Here is a 20,479-nt window from a genome sequence, read left to right on the forward strand (position 1 = left end):
CAGAACTCCGCAGTAACGTGTAATTCTTTAGAAAACTCGGACATAAAAAAATCGGTCTCAACTATGTTGAGACCGATTATGATGCCTTGGGAGGATCGTTCAATTACTTAAAACGATCAGCATTAAGCTTAGGCTGCGCTTTTCTATTGTTACCTTCCGCACTACTGTTTGAGTGTGTGACTACTTTTTTCTGCTTGAAAAACAGAAAGGTATTGAGTGAAGAAGTGTTGCATCTGTTGATGATTGGCTTCTTCACCTAATTGTCCCAACAACTGTGCTGCAACTTCAAATGTACACAGATTTCCTTGTTGTTGATTGCGCCGCAGCTGGTAGTGCGAATCTCCTTGCGTAGTAAGCCCCATCAATGGAATGCCTTCCAGCCATCGACTTTTATTGATCATCTTGCGCGCCTCTTGCCAGGTCGCATCCAAAATAATAAACAAAGGCTTTCGGCTTTGTAGCTGGCTCCGTTCTTCCACTTGCTCGAGTGTCAGGGCATCCTCATGTGGGAACAGCAACACCGGGTACAGGCTTGAATCTTCAAGGTGAGCAATCAACTCACTAGGTGGCTGCTTGCGATCCCAAATGGCTTGCTTCACATTAAGTTTGCATTGTTGCAGTAGTTTGCCCGTATTGGTATCACGCGCAAGTTCATTCGGGTGCATCAATAGCATGATGCAGTGCTCACTGCTGAGCTTAGGCTGCAGTGAGCAAATACAGTTGAACTGAAAGCCGCAGGCTGGGCATGGTTGTGCCATTACAAGCGAACTCCTTCGCGGACAGGGCTAATACCATCCGAGAATAAGCGCACACCACTTACTTGTGTTGACGTTGCCTTTGGCGCCATGCTCGGATTGATTGGGTAGCTAACGCCAGTGTATTGCATGATGTGCTGAGCAGGTGTTGCGCCACCACCACTGACATTAAATATGAGGTCTCGCCAGCCGTGCGAAGTTTGCTGGCCTAGCATGATCGGGCTCTGCACTAGAGTGATACGACTGTTAAAACGCCACTCACTTTGATGGCTTTCAAAAACGAGCAACGTACAACCGCCCGAACCACACCAATCTAGCTGAACTAACAGCTCTTCGTTTCCATCTCCATTCAGATCGTAAGTCAGCCAGCGGTATTGGTTGTTGCTTGGGTTGGTTTGGTTGATAAAGAAGTAATTGCGCACCGCAGCGTCGACCTTGGAGTTGAAGTCGGCACTAGACGGAATTTCGGCACTGCCGATGGGGCTGTTGGCTCGCTTTGGGGCTACTTTTTGAGTGCTTGATTGACGCACTATTGCCGGGTACAACACCAAGCCACCATCTGCGATTGGATAAACCATTTCACCGACTTTTTCTTGAGTAGCTTTTAGTTGATTACCTTCCCGTGTGAAAAGTCGCTCTGACTTTAAACGTTGCTGCTGGTGGTGGGTCATCACGACCTGAACTTGTGATGGACTTAACTGCTGCCAGTAACCACGTTCAACCAGTGGCGCTTGACCGTCGGAGTAACTGTATTGGGTTATTGCACTGTGATCCGGTTTTAAGGTCATCTGTACTTCAAACCCTTGTGATTGAGTTGACGTTGCGACATAAGTGTTTGCCCATCCCTGTGTTGAGTCGACATTCGATGCCATCCCACAGCCCTGATACGTTTTACCATCGTGTTTAAGCGTCGCTGTCCAACCATAGATGGAATCACTCATGGTGTCAGAACAAAGGTTTTCCGTCATGCGCAGTTCACCATCAGCGAGCTGATAAGTGCGTTGACGTGCTTGTAACTGTCTGGCTTCAATGGTGATAGATTGTGCCAGTTTACCCGGTTGCTGAAACTGCAGTGCATCTGATTCAAAGCTTGCTGACCAGAATGGCTCATTGCCAAATACGCGGGTCGGTTTACTTGGCTGACTGCAACGTTCAGGGTTCTCACTAGTGAGGAGGTTAACCTGTTCAACGACGAAGTTTGCGTCGAAATCGGCAGAGAAGCCGTCACTACCCGGAGGGTTCAGGTGGCCAATCATTTCCCCATACATGGGTTGATAAGGCTCGTTACTCAACGATATTGCGCGTTGAACTTGTTGTGGTGACAGTTGCAGCCAGTATTGTTTATCACTGCCACAAGGCATGATGTACTGACTTTCGTGGCCAATGACGACTTCACCACGCAGCATGAACGTTTGAGGTTGAATGGTGTCAGGCTTATCTAATGATGCTGGTGGGGTGGTTATCTCCTTGTTGCCATTTTCTGGCAATTGAGAGCTACATGCTTGCAGAACCAGCAGAGTGGCGAGGGCCACTGGGTTTTTCAAAGCCTTCATGTTATATCTTCCTCATTATTGTTACTCAATCAGCATCGGATGGCATTATGGCATATTGGTTATTTAAAACTGAACCAGATACCTTTTCTATTGACACGCTTCGAACCCAAAAGGTTTCATGTTGGGAGGGAGTTCGTAATTATCAGGCGCGTAACATGATGCGTGATCAGGTGAAATTGGGCGATTTAGTTCTGATTTATCACTCTTCGTGTAAAAACGTTGGTGTCGCAGGAATTGCCAAAGTCGTACGCGAAGCGTATCCGGACCACTTCCAGTTCGACCCAGAAAGCGATTACTACGACCCGAAATCGGATCCGGAAAATCCACGATGGATCATGGTCGATGTAGAGTTTGTACGAAAAACGGATCGTGTGATTCCGTTGTCAGTGATGAAAGCGATGCCTGAGCTGGAGAACATGCCCTTAGTCAAACGCGGCAATCGTTTATCGATCATGCCAGTGACAAAGGAGGAGTGGCAAGCGATTCTTGGCCGAGAGAAGTTACCCAGCCAGCGTTAGACTAGATAAGAGCAAGGGCTGTATCATACAGCCCTTTGGAAGGCTTGCTTATTGCTCGTCTTGCAGCAAATGTTTTTGCAGGTAGCGTGCCACTGCATCTTCGGCGTTACTGCCAATCACTTCATTCTTTGGCAGAGCCTTCATCACTTTTTCGTGTGCTGTGCCCATCACTAAGCCTTTGCCCGCCATTGATAGCATTTCTACGTCATTCATGCCGTCACCGAATGCAAGGCAGTTTTCCAGTTTCAGACCGAGTGATTCCGCGATGGCTTGCAGAGCATGCCCTTTAGAAACCTCGCCATTCATGACTTCTAAACACCAAGGTGTTGAGAAGGCAATATTTAATTTATCGCCAAACTGGTCACGTAACTTAGTTTCGAACCTGACTAGGCGTTCATGGTCTTGGTCTGCGTGGGTAAAGAAGATTTTTGCGATGCCTTCAGTGGGGGCCTGATTTTCATTGAACAGTTTGTAGGTAAACTCTTCATGGAATTCGCGCAGCGTTTCATCATCTTTGTTCAGTAACCAGTCGTCATTCTGATACATGTGGATGAGTATTTCATAATCGTGCTTGATCGTGTCGATCACCCCTTGAACAAGCTCCTGCGGTACGTTTTCGCTATACATCAGTTTATCGTTTTGATCATGCACGCGCGCACCGTTCGAGGTGATCATATAAGCCGGAATCCCTACCTGAGAGCGAATGCCAGCGACGTCTACGTGGTGACGACCTGTTGCAAAGACAAAGGTGTAGCCCATTTCATGTAGCGTTCGCAGCGTCATTTTTGAGTAAGCGCTAAGTTGATGGTTTGGCGCGAGTAGCGTGCCATCCAGATCTGAGGCAACGATTTTAGTGATCTCTTTGCTAGGTAGCGATGTGCTCATGAAGTCCTCGTAAACGGTTTGGATAGTGTCGAGTAAGTGGAGTGCAAACGGAGCACTACAGACTGACTAGATCATGCGGCTCCGAATGCTAGGGGAACTAAAGGTGCTATTCACCTTTCGGGGTTACATCTTGGTTGAAAGCTGAACAAGCCTGATCAGTGTACGTTAAAATAGGGGGGAAAAAGAGGGTAAATCGCTTAGCTTGCATTTCCTCTTTAATTGTCCTCTGAATAGATACGTATAAAGTACGCCTCGCTTATCTGGCAGCTTACTATTTTTGTGAAGCCGAGGAAGACTTAGGATGTTTCATAAAACGGAAAATGGCATCCAGCGCTTGATTGCGGTATTTGTCGGTTTCGAACAAAATTTCATGATGCGCACCTTCTACTGAAAGCAACTCGGTATTCGGGTTGGTTTTACTCAGTTTATCGATGAAACGCTTTTGGGCCAAATTACTAACAATACGATCTTCTCCTGCTTGAATAAGCAACACGGGTATTTTTACCTGACGTGTTAATAAGAAGCATTGTTTGGCGGCCATCAGCCCTTGCCATACCCAGCGGGTACTTGGCCCACCGACTTGCAGTTCTGGCATGTCGGAGTAGAGCCCACGAAACCAATGATAGCGATCATGACTCTGGCTGAGGAGATTATTTTCAAACGGTTTGGGGAAGTACGGCTGATGACCAGGCGCATAACGTGGTAGCGTTGATACCGCTGAAAGAATTTGTGTCACTGGTAGGGCGATCGGAGATAGGTACCACGGCAGGTTAATCCCGAACATTGGTGCACTTAAAATCAACCCCGTGAAATGATGCTTTGGGTGAGTTTGAAGATAACGAGTGGCGATGGCACCACCCATGGAATGTGCGACAATAAAACATTGCTCGTAGTGGTTGAGGTCGTGTTTTTTGATCACCACGTCCATATCTTCAATATAGTCTGCAAAGTCATAGACGTGACCCATATCAGAGTCTTCTAGCAGCCGATCTGATAAACCTTGCCCTCGGTGATCAAACGAGTAAACGTCGTAACCTTGGCGGTAGCAGTCATAAAACAGCTCTTGGTATTTCCAGGAAGACTCGATTCGTCCGTTGACAACCAGCACGGCTTTTTTGTGTTCAGGATTGGTGAGTTTGCACCAGTAGATTTTCTTTTTTTCTGTCCCTTTCACAAAGCCTTCTTGGCGGTTTTGCCAGAGTTCAGCGATCGGACCACCTATTGCTTGCTCAAATAAGTGCTCTTGAGTATAAGTCGTAGGGGAATGGTGAGTAGCCATTAGTCGATTACCTGAAGATACGTTGTAGACGCGATGTATCATCGAAGAATTAGGGAGGAAATGCAATGGATACCCATGTTTGGTTCGCCTATTTGGTCACTGCAATTGTTTTTAGTCTTGCTCCGGGTTCTGGTACCGTAAATTCGATCAGTAATGGTCTGAGCTACGGTACACGTAAATCACTTGGTGCGATTATGGGTTTGCAAATCGGTTTAGCGATTCATATTGCTATGGTGGGGGCTGGTATTGGCGCGCTGGTGGCACAATCCGCGACAGCGTTCGCTGTTATCAAATGGGTTGGTGCTGCTTATCTTGTCTGGCTAGGTTTTCAGAAGTGGCGCGATACTTCTGGTTTGGTGGCGGCAGAGAGTCAAAAAGAGATGTCAGCTATTTCACTGATGTATAAAGCGATCCTCATTAACCTGACAAACCCTAAATCGATTGTTTTTCTGGTGGCGTTGTTTCCGCAGTTTATTGATCCGGCTAAAGACCAGTTGACTCAGTTATTGGTGCTGGGTGTGACGACTGTCGCGGTGGATTCATTTGTGATGCTTGGTTACACCTCACTGGCATCAAAGATGGGCCGTTTTATTCGCTCAGATAAAATTATGGCGAACATAAATAAAGTCTTTGGTTCCATGTTTATGGGATGTGGTGCACTATTAGCAGCAGCAAAATCATAACTCGCTAATTATTAGGTTGTTTTTAGTATGAATACCACGTATGTCGCTCGCCAGCCTATCTTTAATCGTAAAAGACAAACGCTTGGCTACGAACTGTTGTTTCGGGATGGGGAGCGTAATGTATTTCCTGCTCATATTGATGCAGACCGAGCGACATACCGACTGATTGTCGAAAACTTCCTATCCGTCGGGTTAAATCCGGTGATTACATCATCGCGATGTTTTATCAACTTCCCTCATCAGAGTTTGCTGCGTCGTTTACCGCGCAGCTTGCCGAAACATAAAATCGTCGTAGAAGTACTCGAAACTTGTCAGCCCACCGATGAGTTATTTGAGGCGATTCGAGAGCTTTATCGAGAGGGTTACCTTATCGCATTGGATGACTTCACCCTAACTCCAGAATGGCAACGTTTCTTGCCTTACGCACATATTGTAAAGCTGGATATTATGGCGATGGGGCTAGAGGCGGCCTGTGAATTGGTTAAAAAGCAATTAGCGCAACGAGTCAAATACCATTTTCTAGCTGAACGGGTGGAGACTGAAGAAGAGTTTAATCAGGCGAAAGAAGCCGGTTTCAAATTTTTCCAGGGCTACTTTTTCAGTAAACCTCTGGTTTCTCAAACCCATTATGTGAGCCCAGAACAGGTTGTAGCACTGCAGTTATTTCGTGAAGTGTGTGTGCCAGAACCAGATTTTCAGCGTATAGAAGACCTGATAACGCAAGATGTGGCGCTGTCGTACAAACTACTGCGTTTTGTGAATATGCAGGCGACCAAACTGGAAGTGGAAATCCGTTCGTTTCGTCAGGCTCTGATTTACCTTGGGCAGGATAATCTTAAGCAGTTCGTCTCACTTGTCGTAGCGTCTTATATCTCGACTAACAAACCGCGTGAACTGTTTAATCTCTCGTTGCAACGAGCGCAATTTTGTCAATTGATGTCTTGTCACCAGCCATTCTCTCATCTGAACGAGCAAGGTTTTATGGTCGGTTTATTGTCGATTCTAGATGCCATGTTTGATCTATCTACTGAATCATTAATCAAGCAATTACCGCTCAGTGAACCAGTTCAACAAGCGCTGCTGCATCGAAAAGGGGAATACGGTGCGCTTATTTCTCTGGAAGAATGCTACGAACGTGCAGACTGGTCCGGAGTGGAAAAACTTTCTAAACAGTTGGGCCTTTGTTTCAAGCAAGTACAGGCCTCTTTGGGTGAAGCGGTTCGTTGGAGCCAGAGTGTCGCTAACGCCTAGCCTTTCCATTATTAAACTTTTGTGACGTTACGTGCTGAGCGCTTGACGCTGTCGAGGTTTTAAATAAGTATATACGCATATCCATATATAGGTATGTTTACTATGCTTCCACATCAGTTTTTCAAACTTTTATCTGACGAGACTCGCGTACGGTGTTTAATGCTGGTGGCTCGTGAAGGAGAGGTTTGTGTGGGCGATTTAGCGTTTGCACTTCAAGAGAGCCAACCGAAAGTTTCTCGTCATCTTGCCCAGTTAAGAGCCAATGGCATCTTAGTTGATAAGCGCCAAGGGCAGTGGGTGTTTTACCAGCTGTCGCAACAGCTACCAGGCTGGATGAGAAAAGTGATTGACGATTTAGTGGCATCGAACTGTTTGAAGCAAGAGTACCAGCAAGATATTTCGCGCCTGCACGATAAAAATCGTGAGGCCTGCTGCTAACAGCACACAACGGATAGATATTTCAACGTAGAAGATTTGAAGGGAAAATTATGACGATTAAAGTAGGAATTAACGGCTTTGGCCGAATCGGCCGTTTGGCATTGCGTGCGGCGTTTGACTGGCCTGAATTGGAATTTGTTCAGATTAATGATGTTGCTGGTGATGCGGCAACGCTGGGGCACTTACTGGAATTCGATTCGGTTCAGGGGCGTTGGCACTATGAAGTTCAGGTTGAAGGCAACGAACTTATCATTGATGGTAAGCGTATTGTCACTACCCAGCAGCGAGACATCGATGCCGTTAATTGGTCGGGCTGTGATGTTGTGATTGAAGCAACTGGCGTACATCGCAAAACGTCTTACTTAGATCAGTACCTTGACCAAGGTGTTAAGCGAGTTGTCGTCAGTGCGCCAGTAAAGGAAGAAGGCATTGCTAACATCGTTGTGGGTGTGAATGACCATATCTTTGATCCTGAGAAACACCGTATTGTGACCGCGGCATCTTGTACTACCAACTGTATTGCACCAGTGGTGAAAGTGATTCATGAGAAACTGGGAATCGAGCAGTCTTCCTTCACAACGATTCATGATTTGACTAATACACAGACTATTCTGGATGCGCCACATAAAGACCTGCGTCGTGCCCGCGCTTGTGGCATGAGCCTTATCCCTACCACGACAGGCAGTGCGACGGCGATTGTGGAAATTTTCCCAGACCTGAAAGGCAAAATTAACGGCCACGCAGTACGAGTTCCTTTAGCAAATGCGTCACTGACCGACATTATCTTCGATGTTAAACGTGATACCACGGCAGAAGAAGTGAATGCATTACTGAAAGAAGCGTCTGAAGGTGAATTGAAAGGCATTCTTGGTTTTGAAGAGCGCCCATTGGTATCGATTGATTACAAAGGCGATCAGCGCTCTACCATCGTCGATGCACAATCAACCATGGTCGTAGGCTCACGCATGGTGAAGATTTACGCGTGGTATGACAATGAAATGGGTTACGCAACACGTACAGCAGAGCTGGTACGTAACGTTGGTCTGGCATAACGAGGTTTAAATATGTCTCATCCTACATGGCAATTAGAGTTGGAGTCGGGTGCATTGGTATTAACACCGTGTCCGGGTACTAAAGGGGTTGCGCTACAGGCGTCACTTGAGCAGTTAAAAGAACAGGGTGTTCAAGCGGTAGTAACCGCTCTGGATAACGCAGAACTGGAATCAAAAAATGTATCAGCGTTGGGTGAAATTACTCAGCAATTGGGTATGAAATGGTTTCAGATCGAGATAGAAGACGATTGTGCACCAGATGATGCGTTTGCGACGAAATGGCAGCACGCAAGTCCTGAGCTACACGCTATTCTTGTCGAGGGCGGTAAGGTTGCAATGCACTGTATGGGCGGCTCCGGCCGTACCGGTCTTTTCGCTGCACACTTGCTGCTTGAGAAAGAGTGGGCACTAGACGATATCGTGCGTGAGGTGCAAGCTCTACGTCCTGGTGCATTCACCAAGCCTGTGCAGGTTGAGTACATCGAGCGCGTTGCTCAAGGTAAGTGATCAGCTTATGGGGCTTTTGGAACATCATGATCCAAAAGCCCCTATTCAGTCAGCTTAACTAATGATTTTTATGCATGAATAAAATTTAAATCTAATTTATCTATCTGATTTTTAATTTCTTTTTTGTTTTTTGATTAAAGCTGATTGAATTTGCACTTTTGCACCAATATCAACAGAAAAATATTGGTGTTCAGGTTATACAGTATTTGGAACATCATGATCCAAATACTTTTATTGCTGTACATCTGAGGTCAAAATGATTTCACAACTAAGCAAAAGTATCCGTCAGTACATGTTGGTGACGTTCAATTATTGGAATTTTACCGTGACAGATGGCGCGCTACGCATGCTGGTGGTGCTCTATTTTCACGATTTGGGTTACTCAACCCTGGCTATCGCGTCGCTTTTCCTTTTCTATGAATTTTTTGGCGTGGTCACCAACCTGATTGGCGGTTGGTTAGGGGCGAGATTAGGCCTGAATAAAACCATGAATATCGGGCTGGCGATGCAAGTCTTTGCTTTGCTGATGCTTGCTGTGCCAAATGTTTGGTTAACGATTCCTTGGGTGATGGCGGCACAGGCACTGTCGGGGATTGCTAAAGACCTGAACAAGATGAGCGCGAAGAGTGCGATTAAAACGTTAGTGCCGGACGAGCAACAAGGTGCTCTGTATAAATGGGTCGCCATTTTGACTGGTTCGAAGAATGCACTGAAAGGCGCTGGATTCTTTATTGGTGGCTTATTGCTGTCTTGGGTGGGTTTCCAAAATTCCATGTTCATTATGGCAGCCGTTCTGGCAGTGGTGTTTGTTTGTAGCATGATCTGGCTGGAAGCTGATATGGGCAAAGCGAAAAGCAAACCCAAGTTTCGCCATATTTTCTCTAAATCAGAATCAGTGAATATACTGTCAGCCGCGCGTATGTTCCTGTTTGGAGCACGTGACGTTTGGTTTGTGGTTGCTCTGCCAGTTTACCTCGGCAGCGTTTTTGGCTGGGATCACTTATGGGTCGGTGGCTTCTTAGCCGCATGGGTGATTGCGTATGGCTTTGTTCAAGGTTTTGCGCCACGCATTACTGGGAAAGCTCAAGGTCGCGTACCTGATGGCAGCGCCGCACTTGTATGGGCGGGCATATTAGCTTTGATTACGGGTGGTATCGCCTACGGAGTGCAAGTCGGCTGGCAACCAGAAATTGTGATTGTGGTTGGGTTAATGATATTTGGCGCGGTATTCGCGATTAACTCTTCCCTTCACTCCTACCTGATTGTTAGCTATGCCAAAGGGGATGGCGTATCGTTAGATGTGGGTTTCTATTATATGGCTAACGCGATGGGTCGTTTGATCGGTACTGTGCTGTCAGGTTGGATATATCAGGAAGCGGGGTTAGCTGCTTGTTTGTGGGTCTCATTTGCTTTCCTTGCTTTGACCACACTGATTTCCGTCAAGTTGCCTAAAGCTAAAGTGGCTACGGCCTAAAAGAAGATCTTATGTTCACTGTATTGAACATGACCCATCAAAATGGCTCCGATTCGGAGCCATTTTTGCATCTGCGAGTTAAGAACAGAAGCGACCAAGCTGCGCAGGTTGCGTCACCTTCACTTCGCCGTCTAAAGAGCGATAGACAATTGCTTTCCAGATCTCGCCGTTATCCATTTCAAATTCAATGGCGTAATTTATTCCACTCACAATTTGAGTGCGTACACTGAGGATCTGTTTGAACTTTGTTGTGGCGTTCATTTGTGTAAGTACTTCATTGAGTAATGGTCGTGCTTCATTGGTCATGTCGCTTTGTGACCATCCACCAGCTAAGTTATCTAAGCTACAGATAGGGCTCGCTTCCTGTGGCGATTGCATTGGTGCCTGGGTCTCTTCCTTTGGGTTACACCCAGCTAAAGTCACGACGCAAACAAGTGACGCCAATAATGTTTTCTTCATAACAAGACCTTATTTGTAATGTGCTTCGTATCTTAGAAGGAACGATGAGTTATATCTGTTTCATATTCGAGAAAGTGCTGGCTGCTTATAGGTTCATTCCAACCAATGTTGAGTGCCGCTATAAGGTTAAATACTCCTAATCGATCATTGAAGGGTTAAAAATAAGCAAAAACAGTTTGTTAAGCATTCCCCTAACTGGAAATTACCCTATGCTATAAACAAGCGATAGGTGTCTCAGTTTAGGAATAAGTATGAGAGAAAGGGTTCTGTTTTTTGATTTATTGCGCTGTATGGCGGCAGTAGCTGTGATTGCTATTCACGTCTTAGCGCCGTATCGAAGTGAATTAGGAGTAATTCCTTTCGACCAGTGGCTTACGGCTGTGGGAGTCAATAGTGTCACCCGATGGGCGGTGCCGGTTTTCATCTTGATTACAGGCGCATTAATGCTCACAGACACTCGACCATTTGATGGTAAATATTATTTGAAAAGGCGCTTGGGTAAGGTTTTGGTCCCTTTTCTTTTATGGTCGGTATTCTATGCATACTTGTCCGGATGGACGGCCGAGGGATTTAACTTTGAAACGGTCAAAGAGGTATTAAGTAACAGTGTCCACCATGAAACCTATTACCACTTAGGTTTTTTCTATTACTTTATTCCGCTCTATTTTGTGATTCCTCTGTTTCAGTGGATGGTACGCAATGTCGACGATAACGTTTTATATACTTACCTGGCATTCTGGTTATTCACCAGTACCTTATTCCTGTTCAAGGTAGACGGTCCTTGGAGCAATCAGTTGTGGCTCTATATGGGCTATTTACCACTGGGTTACGCGTTGTACCAAAAGCTGCCTTTGAAGCGCTCGAACGTAACTCTGTTTACTGGCTTGGGCCTAGCCGCATTGGCGGTTACCTTTACGATGGTAGTGACCAACAGTCTGGAAGCGGAGAAATACACAGTAGGGCGCTGGCTGTCATACAAAACGCTGAATGTGATTCTAGCGGCGTCGATGATTTTTATGTTGGCACGCTATTTTGGAGAAGGACTATCGCCTAAGGTACAAAAAGTCGTGAGCTTTATAAGCCAGCACAGTTTAGGTATCTATTTACTGCACCCTATCTTTTTGTGGCCGATGAAGGAGTTTGGCTGGTATGAAGGGCATCCGGCGTGGGTGATACCAGTGTGGATAATATTAAGCGGCGCTGGAGCCTTGGCGATGAGTTATCTGTTCTCTCGCTCGGCCAAGACTCGCTGGCTACTGCCTTAATGGATACCAATCGTAGTATTACTGCTTAAGGGCGAAGTGGAGAAACTTATCGCCTTGGTAAGTGAGTTTGCCTTTGTCGCCCGGATTGAGCGCATGGTAATAGTGGACACCAATTTGGAACTCGCGCTTGGGACCGATAGGGCCACGCTGCACGTAAATCCAATACTCTTGATCATCTTCTCCCTGCTCTGCATCAGGAATGTCGATGGCCTGTTTATCTAAAATGGTCACTTGGACACATTGCTCCGGGGCATCTTCACCAACATAGTGTTTGCTGTAAAAGCGAAAGAAAACCCAGGCTCCTAGCGCTATCAGGGCAAAAAGAGCCAAAATAAGTGGAATTGGCATGATGATCTCCAGCATTTCGATAGCCCCTATTTTACAGAACTCCCCATTTAAACGATGCGTTAAGATACAGGATTCGTGATCCATCAAAATGTGGTGAGATTTTATTCGGCGCACTTCACATTTTATATGCGCACAAGGACACAGTTTGAATTGAAAGTAGTACTTAACTGCTCGAAAAAGCTCTAAATTTATAAAAGTAAAATGAATAATAAAGAAAGCGTCTTGTGAGGAGGGTTACGATGTCAGATATTGAAAAAGTAGTCATGCGTACCCGAACGATCGAAAAACTTTTGCGTACTCAATATCATGCAGAGGGAAAAGGGTTGCATCAGCTCATCAATAGCTGTGAAGAACGGTTACCGCATGATGTGATTGCCAAGCTACGTTATATCGCCACGGTGCGTAATAAGATTGTCCACGAAGAAGATTTTCAGCTCGATGATCGAAAGAATTTTATGGCAGTGTGTGATGATTGTGAAAAAGAACTCACGCCAAGAAGTTCGCGCTTTATCTGGAGGGCGGCAATTTTGTTGATGGCGCTGATTACGCTCGCAGCTCTTGGTTTCTATTACATGCATTGGGACATACTGTCTGAGCACATACAGTAGGGTCATAACGAGAAAATAAAAAAGGACGCTAGCGCGTCCTTTTTTATTTTTAATCAGTAGCTTAGTACATCATTGGCAGTGTCATTAAACCCACAACCACTGCAATCATTACCAGCCCTTGTTTTTGAGAAGATGAAATCATAACACTACCCCTTAATCTTGATGAACGTTATACATTTAATATAGCACCCTTTTTTAGGTTTGATCAACGTATCTCATGAAAAGTTTTTAAAACTTACAGTTAACTGACCTTGTTTTACCTTGTTTTGACTAATTGAACTGTGTTTTTTATGTTGTGCTTAAAGTGTTCGGTTTGTGCTTTTGTTACTCTTTTTTGTTGTAAGTGTCTGATTTTAAATTGTAAGAAAGGTATTACATATTGTTTAAATATTGTTTTTTGTATCAGGTGGGTGGTTGGAGCTTGATGTTGTCTGTGTTTCTCGAAATATGAGAAAACCCAATTGATTTTATTTCTATGGAAGATGAGGAGTAGGTAACTCGAAGAGGAATTTCTTAAGTGGTAAGAAAATTTTAGTCCCAAAAGGGTTTAGCAAGCCACGATAAAGTGAACCTTGGTTTTGTGGGTTTAATCTGGTTTATATTCTTTAATATCATAATCTTAATGTGTTCTTATGATGGATTATTATCTATTTATGAGTATAATTCGAGGCGCTTCTATAGGCCGTGCTACGGTTAATGGCGCAATTTACGGCGTACCGTGGCACTTTTGTTTTTTATGTTTGTTCTTTACTCGTATTGACTGATGAGTAGACATCTTGGTTGAATAGTTAGCAATTTTTCTATTGGGGCATTGAGTTACTTTACGTCGCATTTCGTGGCTCCAAACAGAAGGTCAAATGTCCCGAATCGCTATCGAGATCCAACTTTCGTAGATTGTGCCTTTACATCAACATCGGTCTACCTAGACTAGCGGCGAGTTTAAGTAAAAGGTATGTACAGCATGTGGAGTTGGCTGGCTATAGGGCTATCAGGTGTATATTCTGTGTTGGGGGCAAAGCAAGCCAATCCAACGCAATCTCTCGTATTCAAAATCTTTACTCTGTTGCTCCTTCTTGTTCTGGTATTAACTCAAGGTACGCCAGCGGCTTATACCTATTGGATTGCTGGTGGTTTGGGGGTATCGATCATTGCTGACACGTTACATTCGTTCCGGTCGCGTAAACTGATTTATTTCTGCGGTTATTTGGTTGCACAGGTTTGCTATAGCAAGTCGTTCTGGATGCAGTTGAACGGAGACATTATTTGGTGGCTATTAGCGTTATTGCTGGCGGCTAGCATCGTGGCGTTCTTTTTGTTGTTACCACAACTAGATTCTTTGGTTTTCCCTGTGGTGATTATGGGGATGATGTTGGTGCAGATGGCTTGGGCTGCAGGAGAAGTTTGGTTGCAGTCGCCTACTTACGCGAATGCGATAGGATTTAGTGGGACCTTGGTCATGACTTACTCTGCGCTAGCCTATGCAATACATGGTTATCGTAAGCCTATGAAACGAGCTTATGTGTGGGTTAGTGGAAGCTATTTCATGGCGCATGCACTTATTGTGGCTTCTATTGTCTACTAATCGCGTTTACTAACCTAAATCAAAGCAGAAAGGGAGGATGTGGGTAAACTGGTCATATCCAATTTGATAACTGGAGTTGATGATGAGTGATATTCACGCCCACAGCCTGTTAAACCTGCTTCGTGAAACCCCGATGAATCGTGAAGAGCTTGCCGCGCATTTTGGCTTAGAAGTACGCTTTCACACCTGCAAACTGAATGATCTAGACTTAGACGCGCTACTGGCGTTTTTGCAACAACGCGAAAAAATCCAAGAGCTAGAAGGTAAGTTTGTGGTTAATATGGCGCGTATTTGCAACCACTAAACGGCAACACGCTCTCAGATAGCCTCTGATGACCAATACAAAACAGCCGCTCTCGTGAGCGGCTGTTTTATTATCTGGTGTTTACATCATGTGTTTACGACGAATGTCGAGCAGAGCAAAGATGCCAAAAATTAAAATAGAGTATTTCTCCCAGCTGCTCATTTTTATCTTATCGCCAAATGCGCCGATGAAAATAGCCATTTGCAGACCGTGCATAATGAACAGGAACGCAGTCATAATATAGAGCGCGATGGCTGCATTACCTGGGAACGGCGTAACAATGTTAATGATCAATACCAACCAAACAAAGGCGATGGCCGCTTTGGCTAAGATGATTAATGCTTTCATTTTGGTATCCTTTTGAATTGTGGCACTACACGGACGTGCGTTCGTACAGGCGGTAACTGACCTGGCCAGCGGTTTTTTCTCGATGCAGATGCCAGCTTTCCGGTAGGTCGATAATATTCAGTTCTTTCTCAGTTTCAATATAAACCATCGCATCTTCAGCAAGCCAGCCGTTTTGCTCTAGCAAGGTCACGGTTTCATCCAGTAAACCTTTACGAAATGGCGGATCAATAAAGACCACATGATGAGGCGTTCCTGGCTGCTTTAGGAAGCTCAGGGCGTCGGTATTCACCACCTCAATGTTGGTTGCATTTAAAGACGCTACGTTTTGCTTCAGCTGCTGAAACGCTTGTGGGTTCAGTTCAACCATCGTTACTTGCTCTGCCTGACGCGAGGCGGATTCAAAGCCTAAGCCGCCAGAACCAGCAAACAAGTCGAGACACTTTGCTTGCGGCACATCTTGCGCCAGCCAGTTAAATAGCGTCTCTTTTACGCGATCGGTGGTTGGACGTAAGCCCTCAGCATCATGAACTGGGAGTTTTCGGCCTCTCCATAAGCCACTAATAATACGAACGAAGCCCGTTGTTGGCTTTTTTTGTGATGAGTTTTGCTGGCGACGTCTTACCATAGATTTTTTGACCGCTAATAAAGTGATACTATATCCAATCGCCCAAGCATTGAGCTTGGATACAGCCCAGAATATTCAAGATGACAGAGTGTAACACTAATAAGATTAGATTCACCTAATTGAAAAGTTTTCACATCTTTGTCATTCGCCTTTTTTAGACGGATAATAATCTTGTCAAAAAAGAGTCATTAATAGATAAAAAGATAATCTAGGATAGCCCCAGATGACGGAAAAAAAGAAGCGCGGATTACTTTCGTGGCTAGGTTTTGGTGATGAAGAGCAAAGCCAACAACCAAAAACTGAAGAAACAGTAAAAGAAGAAGCAGTGGAAGCGGCTTCTGAAGAGCAACCTACTGAAGAGGCTGCTCTGCAAGCAGAAGAAAAAAACACAGTTGAAGAAGAGCCTGAAAAGGTTGAGCCTGTCCCGGGAGAAGCAGAAGCAGAAGCAGAAGCGCCTGAAGTGCCTGAAGTGCCAGTGGCGGCTCGTGTTCAGGAGCAGGAAAAGCCTACGGAAAGTTTCTTCGCACGTCTAAAGCGTAGCTTAAGCCGTACCAAAGCAAACATCGGTGCTGGCTTCTTTGGCTTGTTCAGCGGTAAAAAAATCGATGAGGATCTGTTTGAGGAGCTCGAAGAGCAACTGCTTATCGCTGATGTGGGCATGAATACCACAACGAAAATCATCAATAACCTGACAGAAAAAGCATCTCGCGGCGATCTTAAAGATGGCGAAGCTCTTTACGGTTTATTGAAAGAAGAAATGGCAGAAATTCTATCTAAAGTAGAACAGCCACTAGAAATCAATACCAGTAAAACACCTTACGTTATCTTGATGGTTGGCGTAAACGGCGTGGGTAAAACCACCACTATCGGTAAATTGGCGAAGCAGTTCCAGAACCAGGGTAAGAAAGTGATGTTAGCTGCCGGCGATACGTTCCGTGCAGCCGCGGTAGAGCAGCTTCAGGTATGGGGTGAACGTAACAACGTTCCTGTGATTGCTCAACATACTGGTGCTGACAGCGCTTCGGTTATCTATGATGCGATTGAAGCGGCAAAAGCACGTGGTGTGGATGTGGTTATCGCTGATACGGCAGGCCGTCTGCAAAACAAAGCGAACCTGATGGAAGAGTTACGCAAGATCATTCGTGTGATGAAGAAGATTGATGACTCTGCACCACACGAGATCATGCTGACACTTGATGCCGGAACTGGTCAAAATGCGATCAGTCAGGCGAAGCTTTTCAGTGACGTTTCACCTATCACTGGGATTACATTAACTAAGCTGGATGGCACAGCGAAAGGCGGCGTGATTTTCGCTATTGCTGATCAGTTTGGTATTCCAATTCGTTACATTGGTGTAGGCGAAGGCATCGAAGATTTGCGTCCTTTTGAAACTCAAGAGTTCATTGACGCACTATTCAGCCGCGAAGAGTAAATTAAGTTAGAGGGAATCAAGGGTGATCAAATTTCAGCAAGTGAGTAAAGCTTACCGTGGTGGTCGACAAGCACTGCAAAAAGTCGACTTTCACCTGAGGCGTGGAGAGATGGCGTTTTTAGGCGGGCATTCTGGCGCTGGTAAAAGTACCTTGCTGAAATTAATCTGTGCGATTGAACGTCCGACGGATGGCACCATTCATTTTAATGATCATGACATCACTCGTATTTCGAACCGAGATATCCCGTTTCTACGCCGCAATATCGGCATCGTATTTCAGGATCACCGTTTACTGATGGATCGCAGTGTGTACGACAATGTCGCACTGCCGATGCGCATCGAATCGATATCTGAAAATGAAATCAAACGTCGTGTTTCTGCATCGTTAGATAAAACCGGTCTGCTCGACAAAGCGCGTTGTTTGCCAAGTCAGCTTTCGGGCGGTGAACAGCAACGTGTGGGGATTGCCCGTGCCGTGGTGAATCGACCAACTTTGCTGGTGGCGGATGAGCCTACCGGTAACCTTGACCCTGAGCTGTCTAACCGAGTTCTGCGACTGTTTGAAGAGTTTAACCGTGCTGGCGTTACCATCCTACTTGCTACGCACGATATCGGGTTAGTGAACACTCGCCCACAATATCGTCATTTTGAATTGAATCAAGGTTTCTTAAGCGAGGTACAAGACTATGGCAGGTAAAAAACTCTCGCAAAAGAAAGGTAAACGCAGCAGTGCTAAACGAGCCAATACCGATGGGTTTTTCTCTGTTCATGTTAAGCAAGCAAAAGCGTCTTTTTCTGCCCTGTGGCAACGACCTCTAGGTAACATTTTAACGCTGGCAGTGGTCTCAATCGCATTGGCGATGCCAGCCTGCCTGTACTTATTAGGGAAAAATGTCGCAGGTGCGGCAGAAGATGTCGCATCACCATCACAAGTGAGTGCGTATTTAGTCGAAGGTATGCCTGATGCGCGCGTGATGGTACTCAAGGATGAAATCGAAACCTGGCCTTTAGTTAAAGCTGTGGAATATATTTCTCCGCAGCAAGGGTTGGCCGATCTAAGCCAATATGCGGGCTTCGATCAGGCGCTGAGTTTGTTAAGTGGCTATGCACTGCCAGGCGTACTGGTGATTACACCGGACTCTGAACTTAAAAGTGATATTCAGTCGATAGCCCAGGACGTTCGTAAGCAGCAAGATGTTACCGATGTCCGGCTTGATGAAGATTGGCTGGCTCGACTTGATGCTATCAAAACACTGGCCAGCATTATCGTTATCACACTGACGGTGCTGATGCTCGGTGCGGTATTTTTAATTGTCGGCAATACATTACGATTCAATGTATTGGCGAATAAAGAAGAAATTCAAACCATGAAGCTGATTGGTGCAACTGACAGCTTTATTCTTCGCCCTTATTTATACACTGGCATGTGGTTTGGTGTATTGGGGGCAATCATTGCTTGGTTAGCGACGACGGTGATGACCTTTGTCATGAATAGTGCAGTGGAAGATTTAGCGGCATTGTATGACAGCCAGTTCCGTTTGAATGGTCTAAACTGGGATGAATCTCTGCTGCTTATTATCACAGGTAGCTTGATAGGTTGTATCGCTGCGCGTATTTCTGCACAGCGTCACCTAAAAGAAATTGAACCAGTTTAAGTGATGACGGTCTTATACTTGGAATTTATTAGTACAAGCTAATTTGTACCTCTTGTATAGAACACTTGTTTATGGATAATTGCTCGCCCTTCTTGAAACTTGTTCATTTTGAGTTCAAGATATCGAAGCTAAATTGCAATGTAATGCTCCAGATCAGAGATTGATGAGGAATTGAATGACAAAAGAAGCGTATCCGATGGCTCTAGTCACGCAAGATAGCCTTGATAGCTATATTCGCTCCGTTAACAGCTACCCAATGCTGACGGTAGATGAAGAGCGTGAGCTGGCAGAACGATTACACTACAAAGGTGAGATTGAAGCCGCAAAAGGGCTGATCCTGTCACACCTGAGATTCGTTGTTCACGTTGCTCGAGGTTACTCAGGCTACGGTTTGCCAATGGCAGACTTAGTGCAAGAGGGCAATATCGGCCTAATGAAAGCGGTTAAGCGCTTTAACCCAGAAGTGGGTGTGCGTTTGGTGTCTTTTGCGGTCCACTGGATTAAAGCAGAGATTCATGAATACGTGCTGCGTAACTGGCGTATTGTTAAGATCGCAACGACCAAAGCACAGCGTAAATTATTCTTTAACCTGCGCAAGTCGAAAAAGCGTTTGGGTTGGTTCAATAACGGTGAAGTAGAAACGGTTGCTCGTGAGTTGGGCGTTGAGCCTTCAGAAGTCCGTGAGATGGAATCCCGTCTGGCGGCGGTGGACTCTACGTTTGATATGCCAACCGACGAAGACGACAGCTCAAACAACTACACTGCACCGATGTTTTATCTAGAAGATAAATCATCAGATGTTGCTGATAATGTTGAAGCGGCAAACTGGGAAATGCATACCAATAATCGTCTTGGTCACGCACTTGCAAGCCTGGATGAGCGTAGTCAGCGTATTGTGCGTTCTCGTTGGTTAGACGATGAGAAAGCCACACTGCAGGATTTAGCCGATGAGTTTGGTGTTTCTGCCGAGCGTATTCGTCAGCTGGAAAAGAATGCAATGAAGAAGCTCAAACTGGCCGTTGGTGAGTTCTAACGCCAGCTTCTAAGCAAAAGCAAATTTTCATAGAAAGCCGAGATCATGCGATCTCGGCTTTTTTATTTTGGATCGAAAGTCGATAACGTTTGCGATCCAAATTTTATGTGCTACCTGTGTATAACTCTGTGAAGTAATTATTTATCAACTGTTCGAAAGCGGGGAAAAATAAGGCGTTCAGACGTTTTTCAGTTTGGGGATAGTTAGTAATATACACACAGCTAGATCAAGATCATCACTACATATTGTGGATCAAAAGATCAAAATATACTTTATCAACGCAATCCACAGCTTTATCCACATGCGGTTGTAATGTGTACACTTTTAAATTCCCGGATAATTCTTGTGTCTAAATTTAGCGTTGGATAGGTTACAATGGCAGCATATACCCAAGTGACTTCATGGCGCGGAATCTAGGCTATCTT

The 20,479-nt window shown here is 45.2% G+C and carries 23 protein-coding genes; 15 read left to right on the forward strand and 8 right to left on the reverse strand.

Translation table 11 applies throughout. The features are described from left to right. Positions 1–161: 161 nt before the first annotated feature. Positions 162–758, reverse strand: coding sequence for a tRNA-uridine aminocarboxypropyltransferase (locus tag L3V31_RS20435; protein ID WP_237318832.1), 597 nt, complete (start codon positions 756–758; stop codon positions 162–164). Then, positions 758–2,308 (reverse strand): hypothetical protein, encoded by a 1,551-nt coding sequence (locus L3V31_RS20440; protein ID WP_237318836.1) that lies wholly within the window; start codon positions 2,306–2,308, stop codon positions 758–760. Before L3V31_RS20440 ends, L3V31_RS20435 begins: the two co-directional genes overlap by 1 nt. Positions 2,309–2,355: 47 nt before the next feature. Between L3V31_RS20440 and L3V31_RS20445 the strand changes: the two genes are divergently transcribed. Further along, positions 2,356–2,826 carry an EVE domain-containing protein gene (locus L3V31_RS20445; protein ID WP_237318837.1) on the forward strand — a complete coding sequence of 157 codons (471 nt, stop codon included), beginning with the start codon at positions 2,356–2,358 and terminating at the stop codon, positions 2,824–2,826. Positions 2,827–2,874: 48 nt separating this feature from the next. On the opposite strand, the gene L3V31_RS20450 is transcribed toward L3V31_RS20445, so the two are convergent. Together L3V31_RS20450 and L3V31_RS20455 are read right to left on the reverse strand one after the other, a co-directional pair. Then, positions 2,875–3,711: a Cof-type HAD-IIB family hydrolase gene (locus L3V31_RS20450; protein WP_237318839.1), complete on the reverse strand. Its 837-nt coding sequence runs from the start codon at positions 3,709–3,711 to the stop codon at positions 2,875–2,877. Positions 3,712–3,982: 271 nt separating this feature from the next. Next, the gene (locus L3V31_RS20455) at positions 3,983–4,990 is read right to left on the reverse strand and encodes an alpha/beta fold hydrolase (protein ID WP_237318841.1); all 1,008 of its coding nucleotides are present in this window, start codon (positions 4,988–4,990) and stop codon (positions 3,983–3,985) included. A 65-nt stretch (positions 4,991–5,055) separates the two neighbouring features. Here L3V31_RS20455 and rhtB point away from each other — a divergent pair, with 65 nt between their 5' ends. From rhtB to arsJ, 6 genes are all read left to right on the forward strand, one after another. Next, complete coding sequence (gene rhtB / locus L3V31_RS20460; RefSeq protein WP_237318843.1) at positions 5,056–5,673, forward strand: homoserine/homoserine lactone efflux protein; 618 nt, start codon at positions 5,056–5,058, stop codon at positions 5,671–5,673. A 27-nt stretch (positions 5,674–5,700) separates the two neighbouring features. Continuing rightward, positions 5,701–6,924 (forward strand): EAL and HDOD domain-containing protein, encoded by a 1,224-nt coding sequence (locus tag L3V31_RS20465; protein WP_237318845.1) that lies wholly within the window; start codon positions 5,701–5,703, stop codon positions 6,922–6,924. A gap of 102 nt (positions 6,925–7,026) precedes the next feature. Beyond that, on the forward strand, positions 7,027–7,362 hold the full coding sequence (locus L3V31_RS20470; RefSeq protein WP_237318847.1) for a metalloregulator ArsR/SmtB family transcription factor: 336 nt from the start codon (positions 7,027–7,029) through the stop codon (positions 7,360–7,362). A 50-nt stretch (positions 7,363–7,412) separates the two neighbouring features. Then, entirely contained in the window at positions 7,413–8,414 is a 1,002-nt protein-coding gene (locus L3V31_RS20475; protein ID WP_237318849.1) for an ArsJ-associated glyceraldehyde-3-phosphate dehydrogenase, read from the forward strand. A gap of 12 nt (positions 8,415–8,426) precedes the next feature. After that, the gene (locus L3V31_RS20480; RefSeq protein WP_237318851.1) at positions 8,427–8,921 is read left to right on the forward strand and encodes a cyclin-dependent kinase inhibitor 3 family protein; all 495 of its coding nucleotides are present in this window, start codon (positions 8,427–8,429) and stop codon (positions 8,919–8,921) included. A 256-nt stretch (positions 8,922–9,177) separates the two neighbouring features. Further along, entirely contained in the window at positions 9,178–10,395 is a 1,218-nt protein-coding gene (arsJ, locus tag L3V31_RS20485) for an organoarsenical effux MFS transporter ArsJ (protein ID WP_237318852.1), read from the forward strand. Between the two features lie 78 nt (positions 10,396–10,473). Here the strand turns inward: arsJ and L3V31_RS20490 are convergent, their stop codons facing one another. After that, a complete protein-coding gene (locus tag L3V31_RS20490; protein WP_237318854.1) occupies positions 10,474–10,854 on the reverse strand; it encodes a cystatin domain-containing protein in 381 nt (126 codons plus the stop codon). A 251-nt stretch (positions 10,855–11,105) separates the two neighbouring features. Here L3V31_RS20490 and L3V31_RS20495 point away from each other — a divergent pair, with 251 nt between their 5' ends. Next, positions 11,106–12,119, forward strand: a complete 1,014-nt coding sequence (locus L3V31_RS20495; protein ID WP_237318856.1) for an acyltransferase family protein — start codon at positions 11,106–11,108, stop codon at positions 12,117–12,119. Positions 12,120–12,137: 18 nt separating this feature from the next. Here the strand turns inward: L3V31_RS20495 and L3V31_RS20500 are convergent, their stop codons facing one another. After that, positions 12,138–12,467: a DUF2500 domain-containing protein gene (locus tag L3V31_RS20500; protein WP_237318858.1), complete on the reverse strand. Its 330-nt coding sequence runs from the start codon at positions 12,465–12,467 to the stop codon at positions 12,138–12,140. Positions 12,468–12,706: 239 nt separating this feature from the next. On the opposite strand from L3V31_RS20500, the gene L3V31_RS20505 reads away from it, so the two are divergent. The 3 genes from L3V31_RS20505 to L3V31_RS20515 all read left to right on the forward strand — a co-directional run bounded on the left by L3V31_RS20505 (position 12,707) and on the right by L3V31_RS20515 (position 14,961). Then, positions 12,707–13,075, forward strand: coding sequence for a DUF4145 domain-containing protein (locus L3V31_RS20505; RefSeq protein WP_237318860.1), 369 nt, complete (start codon positions 12,707–12,709; stop codon positions 13,073–13,075). Positions 13,076–14,036: 961 nt separating this feature from the next. Continuing rightward, positions 14,037–14,657, forward strand: a complete 621-nt coding sequence (locus L3V31_RS20510) for a lysoplasmalogenase (protein WP_237318862.1) — start codon at positions 14,037–14,039, stop codon at positions 14,655–14,657. A gap of 82 nt (positions 14,658–14,739) precedes the next feature. Continuing rightward, positions 14,740–14,961 (forward strand): YecH family metal-binding protein, encoded by a 222-nt coding sequence (locus L3V31_RS20515; protein ID WP_237318864.1) that lies wholly within the window; start codon positions 14,740–14,742, stop codon positions 14,959–14,961. A gap of 81 nt (positions 14,962–15,042) precedes the next feature. Here L3V31_RS20515 and L3V31_RS20520 read toward each other — a convergent pair whose 3' ends face one another. Beyond that, positions 15,043–15,309, reverse strand: coding sequence for a DUF1145 domain-containing protein (locus tag L3V31_RS20520; RefSeq protein WP_237318866.1), 267 nt, complete (start codon positions 15,307–15,309; stop codon positions 15,043–15,045). Between the two features lie 25 nt (positions 15,310–15,334). Then, on the reverse strand, positions 15,335–15,934 hold the full coding sequence (rsmD, locus tag L3V31_RS20525; RefSeq protein WP_237318868.1) for a 16S rRNA (guanine(966)-N(2))-methyltransferase RsmD: 600 nt from the start codon (positions 15,932–15,934) through the stop codon (positions 15,335–15,337). A gap of 223 nt (positions 15,935–16,157) precedes the next feature. Between rsmD and ftsY the strand changes: the two genes are divergently transcribed. The 4 genes from ftsY (at position 16,158) to rpoH (ending at position 20,054) form a co-directional block, all read left to right on the forward strand. After that, on the forward strand, positions 16,158–17,366 hold the full coding sequence (gene ftsY, locus L3V31_RS20530) for a signal recognition particle-docking protein FtsY (protein ID WP_237318869.1): 1,209 nt from the start codon (positions 16,158–16,160) through the stop codon (positions 17,364–17,366). A 22-nt stretch (positions 17,367–17,388) separates the two neighbouring features. Further along, entirely contained in the window at positions 17,389–18,063 is a 675-nt protein-coding gene (gene ftsE / locus L3V31_RS20535; protein WP_237318871.1) for a cell division ATP-binding protein FtsE, read from the forward strand. Continuing rightward, complete coding sequence (gene ftsX, locus L3V31_RS20540; RefSeq protein WP_237318873.1) at positions 18,053–19,021, forward strand: permease-like cell division protein FtsX; 969 nt, start codon at positions 18,053–18,055, stop codon at positions 19,019–19,021. The genes ftsE and ftsX overlap by 11 nt, the downstream gene beginning before the upstream one ends. A gap of 175 nt (positions 19,022–19,196) precedes the next feature. Next, on the forward strand, positions 19,197–20,054 hold the full coding sequence (gene rpoH, locus L3V31_RS20545; protein WP_237318874.1) for an RNA polymerase sigma factor RpoH: 858 nt from the start codon (positions 19,197–19,199) through the stop codon (positions 20,052–20,054). The last annotated feature ends 425 nt before the right edge of the window (positions 20,055–20,479 follow it).

The organism is Vibrio sp. J1-1, from assembly GCF_021728395.1.
Taxonomy (GTDB): Bacteria; Pseudomonadota; Gammaproteobacteria; order Enterobacterales; family Vibrionaceae; genus Vibrio.

What these genes read in the sequence shown, in the direction of transcription:
- L3V31_RS20440 (WP_237318836.1), bottom strand. Translation starts at nt 2,308, where the DNA reads ATGAAGGCTTTGAAAAACCCAGTGGCCCTCGCCACTCTGCTGGTTCTG.
- ftsX (WP_237318873.1), top strand. Translation starts at nt 18,053, where the DNA reads ATGGCAGGTAAAAAACTCTCGCAAAAGAAAGGTAAACGCAGCAGTGCT.
- rpoH (WP_237318874.1), top strand. Translation starts at nt 19,197, where the DNA reads ATGACAAAAGAAGCGTATCCGATGGCTCTAGTCACGCAAGATAGCCTT.
- L3V31_RS20435 (WP_237318832.1), bottom strand. Translation starts at nt 758, where the DNA reads ATGGCACAACCATGCCCAGCCTGCGGCTTTCAGTTCAACTGTATTTGC.
- L3V31_RS20465 (WP_237318845.1), top strand. Translation starts at nt 5,701, where the DNA reads ATGAATACCACGTATGTCGCTCGCCAGCCTATCTTTAATCGTAAAAGA.
- L3V31_RS20475 (WP_237318849.1), top strand. Translation starts at nt 7,413, where the DNA reads ATGACGATTAAAGTAGGAATTAACGGCTTTGGCCGAATCGGCCGTTTG.
- rsmD (WP_237318868.1), bottom strand. Translation starts at nt 15,934, where the DNA reads ATGGTAAGACGTCGCCAGCAAAACTCATCACAAAAAAAGCCAACAACG.
- L3V31_RS20500 (WP_237318858.1), bottom strand. Translation starts at nt 12,467, where the DNA reads ATGCCAATTCCACTTATTTTGGCTCTTTTTGCCCTGATAGCGCTAGGA.
- L3V31_RS20495 (WP_237318856.1), top strand. Translation starts at nt 11,106, where the DNA reads ATGAGAGAAAGGGTTCTGTTTTTTGATTTATTGCGCTGTATGGCGGCA.
- L3V31_RS20515 (WP_237318864.1), top strand. Translation starts at nt 14,740, where the DNA reads ATGAGTGATATTCACGCCCACAGCCTGTTAAACCTGCTTCGTGAAACC.
- L3V31_RS20470 (WP_237318847.1), top strand. Translation starts at nt 7,027, where the DNA reads ATGCTTCCACATCAGTTTTTCAAACTTTTATCTGACGAGACTCGCGTA.
- L3V31_RS20510 (WP_237318862.1), top strand. Translation starts at nt 14,037, where the DNA reads ATGTGGAGTTGGCTGGCTATAGGGCTATCAGGTGTATATTCTGTGTTG.
- arsJ (WP_237318852.1), top strand. Translation starts at nt 9,178, where the DNA reads ATGATTTCACAACTAAGCAAAAGTATCCGTCAGTACATGTTGGTGACG.
- L3V31_RS20490 (WP_237318854.1), bottom strand. Translation starts at nt 10,854, where the DNA reads ATGAAGAAAACATTATTGGCGTCACTTGTTTGCGTCGTGACTTTAGCT.
- rhtB (WP_237318843.1), top strand. Translation starts at nt 5,056, where the DNA reads ATGGATACCCATGTTTGGTTCGCCTATTTGGTCACTGCAATTGTTTTT.
- L3V31_RS20455 (WP_237318841.1), bottom strand. Translation starts at nt 4,990, where the DNA reads ATGGCTACTCACCATTCCCCTACGACTTATACTCAAGAGCACTTATTT.
- ftsY (WP_237318869.1), top strand. Translation starts at nt 16,158, where the DNA reads ATGACGGAAAAAAAGAAGCGCGGATTACTTTCGTGGCTAGGTTTTGGT.
- L3V31_RS20520 (WP_237318866.1), bottom strand. Translation starts at nt 15,309, where the DNA reads ATGAAAGCATTAATCATCTTAGCCAAAGCGGCCATCGCCTTTGTTTGG.
- L3V31_RS20505 (WP_237318860.1), top strand. Translation starts at nt 12,707, where the DNA reads ATGTCAGATATTGAAAAAGTAGTCATGCGTACCCGAACGATCGAAAAA.
- L3V31_RS20480 (WP_237318851.1), top strand. Translation starts at nt 8,427, where the DNA reads ATGTCTCATCCTACATGGCAATTAGAGTTGGAGTCGGGTGCATTGGTA.
- L3V31_RS20445 (WP_237318837.1), top strand. Translation starts at nt 2,356, where the DNA reads ATGGCATATTGGTTATTTAAAACTGAACCAGATACCTTTTCTATTGAC.
- L3V31_RS20450 (WP_237318839.1), bottom strand. Translation starts at nt 3,711, where the DNA reads ATGAGCACATCGCTACCTAGCAAAGAGATCACTAAAATCGTTGCCTCA.